This window comes from Gracilibacillus massiliensis (assembly GCF_001458115.1).
Lineage (GTDB): Bacteria > Bacillota > Bacilli > Bacillales > Amphibacillaceae > Gracilibacillus > Gracilibacillus massiliensis.
This window is the reverse complement of the sequence record NZ_CZRP01000013.1, coordinates 478,969-492,355: the sequence shown is the minus strand read 5'-3', so window position 1 is coordinate 492,355 and position 13,387 is coordinate 478,969. Positions and strand designations below refer to the sequence as shown.

General features: G+C 36.2%; 6 protein-coding genes and 1 pseudogene. 6 read left to right on the top strand and 1 reads right to left on the bottom strand.

What is annotated here, in order from left to right; all coding sequences use genetic code 11:
* Positions 1 to 140 precede the first annotated feature (140 nt).
* From BN3107_RS14690 to BN3107_RS14680, 3 genes are all read left to right on the top strand, one after another.
* Positions 141 to 1,694, top strand: coding sequence for a Na+/H+ antiporter NhaC family protein (locus BN3107_RS14690; RefSeq protein WP_058308391.1), 1,554 nt, complete (start codon positions 141 to 143; stop codon positions 1,692 to 1,694).
* 971 nt (positions 1,695 to 2,665) lie between these two features.
* Positions 2,666 to 7,309, top strand: coding sequence for a rhamnogalacturonan lyase family protein (locus BN3107_RS20235; protein ID WP_058308390.1), 4,644 nt, complete (start codon positions 2,666 to 2,668; stop codon positions 7,307 to 7,309).
* 139 nt (positions 7,310 to 7,448) lie between these two features.
* A complete protein-coding gene (locus BN3107_RS14680) occupies positions 7,449 to 10,166 on the top strand; it encodes a choice-of-anchor I family protein (protein ID WP_058308389.1) in 2,718 nt (905 codons plus the stop codon).
* A gap of 31 nt (positions 10,167 to 10,197) precedes the next feature.
* Here the strand turns inward: BN3107_RS14680 and BN3107_RS19475 are convergent.
* Positions 10,198 to 10,305 (bottom strand): annotated as a pseudogene (locus tag BN3107_RS19475) (helix-turn-helix domain-containing protein); the annotation flags it as partial.
* A gap of 67 nt (positions 10,306 to 10,372) precedes the next feature.
* Here BN3107_RS19475 and BN3107_RS14675 point away from each other — a divergent pair.
* The 3 genes from BN3107_RS14675 to BN3107_RS14665 all read left to right on the top strand — a co-directional run bounded on the left by BN3107_RS14675 (position 10,373) and on the right by BN3107_RS14665 (position 13,364).
* Positions 10,373 to 10,861: a PH domain-containing protein gene (locus tag BN3107_RS14675; RefSeq protein WP_058308388.1), complete on the top strand. Its 489-nt coding sequence runs from the start codon at positions 10,373 to 10,375 to the stop codon at positions 10,859 to 10,861.
* The gene (locus tag BN3107_RS14670) at positions 10,861 to 12,354 is read left to right on the top strand and encodes a PH domain-containing protein (RefSeq protein WP_077065136.1); all 1,494 of its coding nucleotides are present in this window, start codon (positions 10,861 to 10,863) and stop codon (positions 12,352 to 12,354) included. The genes BN3107_RS14675 and BN3107_RS14670 overlap by 1 nt, the downstream gene beginning before the upstream one ends.
* Before the next feature lie 137 nt (positions 12,355 to 12,491).
* Positions 12,492 to 13,364, top strand: a complete 873-nt coding sequence (locus BN3107_RS14665; protein WP_058308386.1) for an AraC family transcriptional regulator — start codon at positions 12,492 to 12,494, stop codon at positions 13,362 to 13,364.
* The last annotated feature ends 23 nt before the right edge of the window (positions 13,365 to 13,387 follow it).

The window sequence follows — 13,387 nt, the reverse complement described above, 5'->3', positions numbered from 1 at the left end:
AAAGTGATGACAGCTGAGCTGAAAATTGATAAACTATTTTAGTATATTAAATGGTAAGTCAGGAACAGTAATGGACTTTGTTCTATTGCTGTTTTTTTCTGTGATTATTTGGTAAGGATAGATATAGTGGAGGTAATGATATGGAAGGTACAATATATTCGCTGATTCCAGCAGTCTTAATGCTGATACTAGTTCTGTTAACAAGGAGAATTTTACTATCGCTTGGAACAGGTATTATTGTTGGTGCGTTATTGATTCATGAATTCGATGTCTTGAAAAGTTTGCAACAAATCTGGTTGGTATTTCGAAATATTTTCTATTCGTCTGAGGGATGGAATTTAGGTAGTATCTATTTATTAGGCTTTTTACTATTACTAGGTATTATGACAGTGGTAATGACGGCATCAGGTGGTAGTAAAGCTTTCGGGGACTGGGCAATTGAGAAAGTGAAAACAAGACGAGGAGCTCAACTTGTTCCGGCCTCCTTAGGTGTCCTCATTTTTATTGATGATTATTTTAACAGCTTAGCGGTTGGACAAGTATCAAGACCATTAACCGATCGGTATAAAATATCGCGCGCAAAACTTGCTTATTTTATTGATTCGACGTCTGCTCCTATTACGGTGGTAACACCAATTTCAAGTTGGGGTGCTTATATCATCGGAACTTTGGGTTCTATTTTTGCAGCGGCTGAAATAACCGAGTTTCAACCATTAGAAGCATTTGTCAGAATGATACCTCTGAACATGTATGCATTTGCAGCATTATTATTAGTGTTCTTAGTTGCTTTGTATAACATTGATATAGGTGCAATGAGAACTCATGAAACGAGGGCGAAACAGACTGGACATGTAGTAGATCCGTTAAAGAAGACGATGGCAGCAGATATGGAAGTAAACGCACATATAAATGGAAATGGGAAATTGATACATCTCCTCATTCCGATTGTAGTATTAGTTTTAGCTACTGTAGGGATGATGCTTTTTACTGGGTATCAGGCAACAGAAGGAACCACCACCATTTTAACGATGTTTGAAAATACCAATGTCAACTTATCATTGTTTGTTGGTGGTCTGTTGGCAGTGGTAGTTGCATTTTTATTATATTTTTTATTAAAAGGTGAGAAACGATCTGGATTAAGCGTAATAAAAGATGGCTCACTTTCCATGATGCCTGCGATTTATATATTAATATTAGCTTGGATGATTGGCTCTATCATCGAATTAATCGACACAGGAGGATATTTGGCAACATTAGTAGAACAATTTTCACTGAATGTTAATTATCTCTCCTTGTTATTATTTGTCCTTGCAGGTTTTATGGCGTTAGCAACAGGTACATCCTGGGGAACATTTGGCATTATGCTACCGATTGCAGCACAAATCGCGGTAGTGTATGATGTGGAATTAGTTTTACCAGCTATGGCTGCTGTATTAGCAGGCTCTGTATTTGGAGATCACTGCTCACCAATTTCTGATACTTCCATTTTATCATCAACAGGAGCAGGATCTAACCATTTAGACCACGTGATCACTCAGTTGCCTTATGCCTTTATTAGTGCTTTAGCTGCCGGAATAGGTTATTTCGTTTATGGGATAACAGGAGAAGTAATCGTATCACTAGTCATTACTTTGTTAACTGTAATAGGGATAGCTTTAGTTCTAGTCTGGCAAGAAAGAATCAAGAAACGATAAATGTCAGGTTAATGAACATAACAATTAAATAAACAAGTATAGATGCTCGGACAAAAGAATTTTATAATTACAAAAATCCAAACGATTAAATGAAATCGTTTGGATTTTTCTGCGTAGTAGGAAAAAACTGCGCAATAACCGATATGTATGTATTAGCCAAAGTGGTAATTTTGAAATGTATTGTCCGATAAACATCCGCTCCAGCTGCCCACTTTCCTTTCCGTGGGGTTTTACCTTCAGCTAACTTTTTTAAGCAAAGAACGCTAAAAAAAGTGGATCTTCAGGTAAAACGTTCCCACAGGAGTGAAAGTGGGCGGCCTACGCTAATATACTTGTTCTACAACTACTGTGACAGATAGCATTTTGAGCTGTTATCTTATTATTTCTTTTTTACATAATAGAAATGACATAATGCTACCTCATGCTAGCGTTGTAGAATATCAAATTAGCGTAGGCGTCCGCTTCAACTCCTACGGCATGTTTTTATCCGAAGATCCACTTTGGCAAGCGGTTTTTGCTTTCCAAAGTTAGCTGAGGAGAAAAAGCCGTGGAAAGGGAAGCGGACAAGCCGTAGCGGTTTCTACGCACAAACATTATCTCAAAATTACTACATCATTTGTTGCGTAGTATCCTGATATTGCGCAACAATTTTTATTGTATCGTTCGTGTTTTAAGATAAGAAAAATCAGTATCTTTATGTGGTAAGTTGTTATACATAAAAAGTTTTGCATTCGATAAAATACCACAATTTCTATGTAATTAGACGTAAAATAATCATAAAAAAGTAACGACTATGAAAAAAATGTCGATGTAATATCGGATTATTCTAAATATTAAACGGATATTTATATATGCATTTTTTTCCACTTTGTTAAACTTACATATGTAAGCGATTACAAAAGATGGAGGTGAAATATTTAGTCTTTTTCAAGATGAAATTTCTAATCTTAACAGGGAAGGGGAAATGAACATTGCAGCAAACATGTAAAAAAACATCATTGCTATTTTTGTGTATTTTATTATTAGTTCCAAATATTCCTTTAAATCCAACATTTGTTTCCGCAGCAGACAATAAATTACAATTTGATTTTGGGGCAGAAGACAGTACGGTTAGTGAGGGTTTTACTAAAGTAACTGACACAACTAATTATTCAGAAGAAACTGGTTATGGTTTTGATGATACAGCTGATGTATCTGCCATTCAATTTGATTCAGAGGATCCAGTGGAATCAGATGCTGTTAGTTATCTAGATGCGACATTCGAAGTAGATTTAGAACCAGGTGATTATCAAATTACCGTTATTGCCGGTGATGAGAATGAAGCTGTTTCTACCGGGGTGAAAGCAGAGGATATTCAAAAGATTCAGAACCAAGAATTAAATAGTGGTGAATATTTAGAACGAACATTTGATATTGCATTGATAGATGGATCATTGTCGATACAGTTAATAGGAGACAATCCGCGATTGAATGGGTTAATCATTGAATCGTTATCTACTAGATCTGCAGCAGATCATCCTACTGTTTATGTTGCTAGTGATTCAACAGCACAAACGTACGACTCCTATTGGCAGCCGCAAGCAGGTTGGGGACAAATGTTAGACCGTTTTTTTGAAGAAGATGTTGAAGTAGATAATCATGCGATTGGTGGACGTAGCTCCAAAACCTTTTATACAGAGGGTAGATTGGATACGATTTTACGCGAGATAAAACCTAATGATTATTTATTGATTCAATTTGGTCATAATGACGCGACCATTAGCAGACCAGAGAGATATACGACAGTAGAGCAATTTAAAGAATACTTAACCACGTATGTTACAGGTGTTCGTCAACGAGGTGCAGAGCCAGTCTTAATTACTCCTGTAAATAGACGAGACTTTAATACGGAAAATGGGGAGTTTAATGTAAGTTTTCCTGAATATAAACAAGGAGTGGAAGAAGTTGCAGATGAACTAGATGTACTACTAGTTGATTTAAATACTTCCAGTAGAGAGTATTTTAATGAAGTGGGACCAGAAGGCACAAAGGCTATTTTCTTACATGCAGATGCGGGTGTTTATGAAGCATATCCAAATGGAATTCAAGATGATACCCATTTTCAGGAATATGGTGCTATTCAAGTGGCTCGACTTTTATCAGAAGGAATAGCAGACTTGGATACAAATTTATCAGCCTATGTAAGAGATATCGAAGCACCAGAAGCTGTTCCTAATCCTCCTGAGAATATTCGAGTTTCCAATATTAGTAATGCGGGTGCCATTTTCGCCTGGGATCCCTCAGCAGGTGCTGATATTTACCGTGTTTACCAAAAATTATCTAGCGAAGATAATTATAAAATGGCAGGTTCGACTGTTGTTCCGCAATTTAATCTATCCGGTTTGGAAGAAGGTAAAAGTTATGATGTCTATATTGCTGGTGTTAATAATAAAGGAGAATCAGACCCTTCTGATATTGTAACCATCCAAACAAAAGAAGCTACCTATCGCTATGATTTTCAACCGGCTGGCTCACCAACTAAAGAAGGATATACGGCGATATCAGCTGATACATTATACACGGAAGAACGTGGCTACGGATTATTAGATAATGAAGGAGTTATTTGGCGTGATCGTGGTGGAGATGATTTATTAAGAGATTGGATTGGTTATTTTAGTGTAGGCTGGGATTTTCAAGTCGATTTACCGAATGGTCTCTATTCTGTAAAAGTGTACGTAGCTGACTTTTTAGGCTCAGCAAGAACAGATTTAACGATTGAAGGAGTAGGTTATGGTGGTATTTCGGCACCACGTGAAGGCTCTACTGATAAAATTGTTCCAGAAGTAGCAGTAAAGGATGGCAACATGAACTTCCACTTTGGTGGTTCAACGGGGATTGCAAATGGATTGGAGATCACACCGATTTTATTAGCGCCTAGTGAACTTAACTTAGTAGAAAAATCACTTGAACCAAATAATACTTCAGCTACTATCAGTTGGGAACCTGCTGAAGGTGCTGATCACTACAATGTCTATCGAAAAGTAGAAGGAGCTAATCAGGCAGAATTAGTAGGGACCACAGATGAAACTACTTATAAAGATACCGATAACCGAGTGGGAGTAACCTATGAATACACTGTGTCGACTGTAAATTCGTTAAATACAGAAACCGTTCCTTCAGAACCTCTTACTGTTTCGATGGTAGATGAAGACGCGGAAGTGCCAGAAGCACCAACGAATTTAGAAGTCGAAGATTACAGCAAAAATCAAGTATTTTTAGCATGGAACGAGCTTGATGATGCCAATTATTATAATGTTTATCGTGCGGAGAAAGAGGACGGAGATTTTCAATTAATTGGACAAGCAGATGCTGGTTCATATGAAGATGATACCGTATTAACAACTGTACCATATTATTATAAAGTAAATGCTGTAAATGGTGGTGGTATGTCTGCTGATTCTGATGTGGTCGAATCTCCATCAGATACGATATTGACAAAACAAGCAGAATATTTAACAAGAGCACCTATTGCTGTTAAGAATGAACAAGGTGTGCTGATTAGTTGGCGATCGTTAGGCACAGATCCTAATACGCTTGGCTTTGATATTTACCGTAATGGAGAAAAAATTACGGATCAGCCTATCACAGATCGTACAAATTATCTTGATGTAACAGGTGATGTGGAAGCTGAATATGAAATACATCCAATCAGTAATGGTAGTCTTTACGGGGATATTAGCAATACAACGGTTCTATCTGAAAATCATCTTGATATTCCTATTGAAAAACCAGAGGATGGTGTAACGCCACTAGGTGACACTTACTCCTATCACGCAAATGATACGAGTGTTGCGGATGTAGATGGTGATGGGGAATATGAATATATTGTAAAATGGGATCCAACAAACAGTAAAGATAATTCACAGTCTGGTTATACTGGTAATGTTTATGTTGATGCATATGAACTTGACGGTACGAGATTGTGGAGAATTGACCTTGGAGTTAATATCCGAGCAGGTGCTCATTATACCCAAATGATTGCATATGATTTTGATGGTGATGGCAGGTCGGAGCTTGCCATGAAAACAGCTGATGGCACCATTGATGGACAAGGTAATGTAATTGGAGATGGATCTAAGGATCATCGATATACTAGTGGTTATGTCCTGCAAGGTGATGAATTTTTAACCGTTTTTGACGGTGAAACAGGCGCAGAAATTGATACGGTTGATTATGATCCACCAAGAGGAAGTGTTGACGCTTGGGGTGATGGATATGGTAACCGTGTCGACCGTTTCTTAGCGGGTCTTGCTTATTTAGATGGGGAGACACCAAGTCTTGTCATGACAAGGGGCTATTATACTCGGACGGTTATTGTAGCCTATGATTTAATTGATGGAAAAATTGAAAAACGTTGGAACTTTGATACGAATGATGAAGGCTATAGTGATTGGGCTGGCCAAGGTTATCATTCTTTAAGTATTGCCGATGTGGACGGTGATCAAAAAGATGAAGTAGTATTTGGTCAAATTACAATTGATGATGATGGTACAGGCTTATACAACTCAGGATTAGGACACGGTGATGCTTTACATGTTGGTGATTTGATTCCAAGTCGTGAAGGATCAGAAATTTTTTCAACCCAAGAAGATAGTGGCGCTGATTATGGTTATGACATGCGTGATGCCAAAACAGGAGAGATTATCTGGGGAGAGCACACTGGTCAAGATACTGGTCGTGGACTAACAGCAGATATTGATCCAAGATATGTAGGATCGGAAGCATGGGCAGTTGATGGTGCATGGAATAGTACGACAGGCGGTTTACATCAATCAACTGGTGAGAAAATAGGTGACTCGATTCCAAGTGCTAACTTTGCGATTTGGTGGGATGGTGACTTACAACGTGAGCTTCTGAACCATGAATGGAATGAGGAAGCTTATCAGGGAGTAGGTGTCATTGAAAAATGGGACTACCAAAATCAAGAGTCAAATGTTGTTCTAAAAGCAGAAGGTACGCTTTCGAATAATGGGACAAAAGGGACACCTGCGATTCAAGCTGACTTATTCGGTGATTGGAGAGAAGAGGCAGTCTGGCGGACGGAAGATAGCTCTGCATTAAGAATTTACTTTTCTGACCAAGAAACCGAACATAAAATTTATACGTTAATGCATGATATACAATACAGAACAGCAGTTGCATGGCAAAATGTTGGTTATAATCAACCACCACATCCAAGCTTCTTTATTGGTGAGGATATGAGTGAGCCTCCAACTCCGGCCATTTATACTGGTGAAGAAATTAGTGAGCCTGAAGATCCAGATGAAGAGAATCCTGACGAAGAACCAGGAGAAGAAAATCCGGGAGAAGGACCAGGAGAACAACCTGATGAGGAGAATCCGGGTGAAGAGCCAGAACAAAATCCGGAAGAAGAGAATTCAGGTGAAGAATCAGAAGATGATGCAGAAGAAACTAATGAGCAGGTTCATTCAAATACCGATGAAGAAGATGAATCAGCATTACCAAATACAGCAACCAATACTTTTAACTGGTTGCTAGCGAGTGTATTGTTCCTCTTGTCAGGAATTATAGTTTTGTTGAAAGCTAGAAAAAGATCAAATCAGTTTAAAGAATAGATAGCTATTAAACCTAGGAGGGAAATACCCTTCTAGGTTTTTTTGAATTATTAATTTACAATTTATTAACATTCCATACAAAGTACCTTAATGAAATATAGATAGAATAGTGAGTGAATATTGAAAAAGGAGTGGAATAATGAAGAATTCGTTGTCTAAAGTACTAATTTTGTCATTTCTTCTTATGTTATCTACATTAACACCATCAACGACTATTGCAGCTGAAGATTTAAATTATTATTCTGAAAAAGATCAGGCATTAGCAATCGAATGGTTAGGACGTTATGCAAGTAAAGCCCCTATTGATGATGGAGGAACAGAAATAGTTGCTTATGATCCTAATACATATTATGGCTATTCTGTGAATGGATCAGAGAAAACGTTAGACATTATTGATTTATCAGTTTTAGCCAATGGTGATACCGAAATCCCTTTAGTGAAAAAAATTAAGCTCAGTGATTTTGATGTTGATGCAGGAGATTTAACAAGTGTTACGATTGATCAAGAAAGTAGATTTATTGCTGTATCCGTACCAGCAGAAAATAAAGTCGAGAATGGCCATATTGTTTTTCTTTCTACGGAGGGTGACGTGTTAACCTCTGTTGAAGTAGGTGCTTTACCAGATATGGTAACGATTACGCCAGATGGTGATAAAGTATTGGTTGCCAATGAAGGTGAACCAAGTGAAGATTATGCAATTAATCCAGAAGGTACTGTATCGATTATAGATATCTCGAATGGTATTAAAAAGGGTGAAGAATTGTCAACTGAAACTGCAAGATTTACGAACGAAATAGTAGAAGACGATGTTCGAAAAGTACATCCTGACAGTTCTTATCCAGAGGACTTAGAACCAGAATATATCGTAGTAGATGAAGCGAGTCAGTATGGGTATGTTGTTTTACAGGAGTCAAACGCTATAGCTAAGCTTGACATAGAAACAGGTAAATTTCTGACAGTTAAAAGTCTAGGTTATAAAGACTTTTCATTAGGTCAAAACAAGCTCGATGCTTCTGATAAAGATGATACGATTAATATTCGCAATTGGCCTGTTCTTTCAATCTATCAACCAGATGGTATGGATATTATAAATATAGAAGGAAAGAGCTATATTTTAACAGCAAATGAAGGAGATGCTCAAGATTGGGATGGCTTCTCAGAGGAAGAAAGAGTAGAAGACTTGATCGACGATTATCAGCTTAATGCAGACCTTTATGATGGTTATACACAAGAAGAATTAGACCAGTTAGTGGATAATGGTTTATTTGATAATGAACAATTAGGTAGGTTAAAGACTTCTATTTCACATCCAGTAAATGAAGAAGGGAAATATGAAGCAATATACGGCTATGGAGGTCGATCCTTCTCTATTTGGGACGCAGATTCATTAGATTTAGTATATGACAGTGGATCAGACTTTGAAAATAAAATAGCAGCATTTCAACCAGATTATTTTCATAGTAATAATGATGAGGATACGTTTGAATCCAGAAGTGATGATAAAGGTGTTGAGCCTGAAAGTGTTATAACCGGAAAAGTGAACGGGACCAACTATGCGTTTATCGGTTTAGAACGACAAGGTGGAATCATGGTTTATGATTTAACAAATCCTACTTCTCCCCAATTTGAAAATTATTTTTCTTCACGAAATTTTAATGGGGAAGATGAAAAGGTTACATTGGCTAGTGGTGACGTTGCCCCTGAAGGATTAACGTTTATTCCTGAAAATCACAGTCCAACAGGTAAGTCTATCCTATTAGCAGCACATGAAGTAAGTGGAACGATTGCTGCTTATGAATTAGGTGTGTCATCCGATTCTACGATTTCCGAATTAACGGTTGATCATGGAAAACTAAGACCTGGTTTTTCTTCTGATACGTTCGAATATCAATTCGAAGTTTCCAATCAAGTAAAAAACATACATTTTTCAGCTATCGCTAATTCAGCTAATACGAATGTGTTCGTTAATGGAAATGATCCAGGTAAAGGTGTGCCTCTTGATGTAGGTGATAATGAAGTGATCATCGAAGCAGTTGCAGAGGATGGATCAAGTTCAAGCTATGTTGTTCATGTAAAACGATTAGCAAATACTATAACTGAAGAATTACAAACTGACGGTGACAATCTGGTATTTGAAACAGACGTAATCTATTTAGATAATATGGGAGAATTAATTCTAAATGTTCCTAATAACAATGATTCTATCGATAATATTATTATCTCAGCGGAACAATTACAACTATTAAAAGATAAAGATGTTACTGTTAAAGTTCAGAAAGAAGACGTCCATCTTGCATTTGACTTAACATCTTTTTCTGCAGAGGAAGATGTAACATTAACAATTGAACAGCTAGATGAAAAGAGTATAGAAAACGCTGAATTTGCACGTTCTGATCTATTTGATTTTGAATTTGTTCAAGCAAATCAGTCTATTACATCTTTTGAATCACCAGTTACGCTCTCCTTTAAATTAGCAGAGCACAATGATAATTTAAAAATTTACAATTGGAAAGATAGTACAGAAAAGTGGGAAAAAATTGGTGGTGAAATCTCAGATGGCTGGATTGAAGCAGAAACAAATCATTTTAGTACTTTTACCGTATTTGAACCTAAAGATTTGTTAGAGAAAGATACGGAAAGTAACGATGATAATCGACAACCCTCTCAAAATGAAGATATCAGCTCAGAGCCTATAAATGAAGATAACGGTGAAACGCCAAAAACCGATATAAAAAATAATACTTTACCAGATACTGCTACAAATATGTATACGATTCTCTTAATAGGTGGTCTACTATTAATCTTAGGAATGGTTTTAGTAGTGCTAAGAAAAAATAAAAAATTTACTAATGAATAAACAAAACCGGGCGATTGCCCGGTTTTGTTTGTCAGGATTCCTCTATGTATTCTAATAGATCTCCGGGCTGGCAATCTAATGCCTTACATAAGGCGTCTAATGTACTAAAGCGTACTGCTTTTCCTTTTTCATTTTTTATAGGTTCACATTATTATGAAAATTTTGTATATTAAAATAGAGATCAAGAAAAATAGAGGATGTTGTAGATGAATGAATTAAAATTAGAGCACAAATTAGCTGCCGATATGCCAAAAGTGAGAATGATTTCTGAAACGATTGGAAATATAATTGGTTTTATTGTGCTAGGTGTCTTATTTGGAGCAGATGCTTATTTTGAATGGCCAAAATGGATTGGTTGGATTTTGTGGGGAGTGTTTGTTTTTACAATTTTAGGGACGATATGGAGTTTGATTGAACCGAAATATTTATACAGAAGTTGGCGATATCAAATTGATGAGAATTATTTACAGCTTACATATGGTATCTTAAAGAAACAATGGGTGACAGTTCCTATGACCAAGATTCAATCCGTATCTACCAGTCAAGGACCGATCTTGAGGAAATATCATTTGAGAGCAATAAAAGTAGAAACGATGGGTTCCTCTCATGAGATTCCTGCCTTAGAAGAGCCTATTGCTCTAGAAGTTAGAGAAAAGATCGCAATCTCAGCAAGGTTAAAGGAAGTAGATGAATAATGAGATACCATCCATTAACGATACTTTTTAAATTATATCAACTTATAAAAAATAGTTTCTTTATTATCATTATTTTGTATGTGATTCAGGGTCGATCAGATTTCTGGCTCTATGAATATGGTCGATATGCTTATATTGTTTTCATTATTTTACGAATTCTCTACATAACAGTTAGTTGGTGGAAGGAAACATATCAATGGGATAAGCAGGCTTTTCATCTTAAGAAAGGGGTCTTTGTCAGAAATGTGAGTACGATTCCTTTCAATAAAATTCAAAATGTTACAAGACAAACTACCCTCTTCCATAAAATATTTCGCTTCACCTCGGTCTCTTTTGAAACAGCAATGGATGGGGCTGATGATACCATTAAATTTGATGTAGTGACAAAGAAACATGCATCTTTTTTAACAAATCTTGTTCAGAAGGATGAGGCAGAGAATACGGATGAGACAGATAATAAAGCTGAATCAGAAGAAAGAGTTGAGCCAGATCAAGAAACGAAAGAGTTTAAGACTATTCATTTTGAACCAACCAAGCGTGAATTGTGGAAAGCCAGTTTTACTTCTTTAAGTTTTTTGGCGATTATACCAATAACAGCGGGGTTATATGATTACGTGGAACCTTTTCTGCCAAAGCTTGAAGGTTTTGGTGAAAGTTTTTTACAAAGTAAATGGTTAATTTTTTTATTAAGTCTAATCGCAGTGATTATCGCGGTATCATTTGGTGTAATCAGAACGTTTGCACGTTTTGGGAAATATAAAATCTCTTCAAATGAACGGTATATTTATATCGATAGAGGTATTCTAAATGAAAGTAACTTTGCAATTGAGAAACGTAAAGTCCAAGGGTTACAAATGAGACAAACTTTTATGAAACGGTTATTTGGATTGACTGAAGTGACGTTAATTAGTTCGGCAAGTCCGGGTGCTAATGATGATAATGTAAATGTCAATTCGCTATATCCATTTTTACCGATTTCCCAAGCATATTCCTTAATTGAGCAGTTGTTACCAGAATATCAATTAAAAACGAATATGACTCGATTACCTAAAAAGGCACTACTAGTAAAATTATTACGACCCAGTTATGTTTGGTTGATTGCTACGGCACTTCTAATTTATTTCAAACCAAAACCTTTTGATATCGATATAGCTTGGTGGATATATTCATTCGTATTATTGGGATTAATTATCCTTCAGCGTATATTGGATTACGTCCATACGAAATATAGGATCGATGAGGAACAGGTACAATGGTGGCAAGGTGGCCTAACGACTCAAATGTTTGTTACTAAAAGACAGAGAATAATAGAAATAGCAACCTCTCAATCTCTGTTACAAAAGTTATTTGGTGCTGCTACGCTTCAAATGATGAATCGCTCAACGCCTGTTCATACGGAAACGATCGTAGACGTTCCTATTGAAGTGGTCCGTTTTTATCATCAATGGTATAAAGAACGTAAAACACAGATAAAGAAAGATGAAAATGGCTAGATAAGTTCTAGCCATTTTTGGTTACATAGCAATATAGGAATATAATTTCAACAATAATTAGCTATTAGATTAGGAATTTAATATGATATAATCAAAATGAAAACGTTTTCTATAATTAGTAGGAAGGTGGTAGGAGGTTGGTTCAAAATCTGCAAATGTTAAAGAAGAGAGTAGACGTTCCTGAGTTCACCATCCAACATAAGAATGACAATAAAACGATAAGAGATTTTCATGCACATCCAGGTTATGAAATCGTATGGGTAAGAAATGGAGAAGCAAAATTCATTTTTGAAGAAAAGGTTTATCACGTTAGAAAAGACGATGTTTTATTTTTTCGGAGCTCTGATTTTCATCGAGTTCGTTTGCTAGAGGAAGCACCATATGATCGCGTGATGATCATGTTCACCGATGCTTTTTATTCTTTTGAACAACCTATTTTTACGGCCTTTAAACAGTTGTTAGATCATTCTACTGTCCCCCATCGTTTACTACATCTAAAAAGGCAATGGCATGAGGAAACATTCCATCATATTATTCATCAATTATTAAAAGAAGACATGAATCAACATAAATGGCAACAAAAGAATGCCTTAAGCCTCTATCTAACAGAATTGTTGCTTTTCTTAGGTAGAGAAGTACACACTACATATGATCACTCATCAGCTATTACAGGGAACAGTAATGAAATAAGACTGCAAGAAAAAATTTTAAGAGAAATAAATTTAATTTGGGACACTTCATGGCAATTAAATGAACTAGCTGACAAGTTACATTTCAATAAATACTATTTGTGTCATTTTTTTAAAAAGGAATTTGGCTTAACGATACATCAATACATTTTAGAAAGAAGAATGTACGAGGCAAAGAAATTACTAGTTGAAACGACTATACCAGTAACAGAAATTGCGGCTAACGTCGGTTTTTCAACATCTTCCAATTTTATTAGGTGTTTTAAACAACAGCTTCAGATAACACCAAAACAATACCGTGAAGAAAAACGTAGGGAGTGATTAATAGAATAAAATGAAGTCTT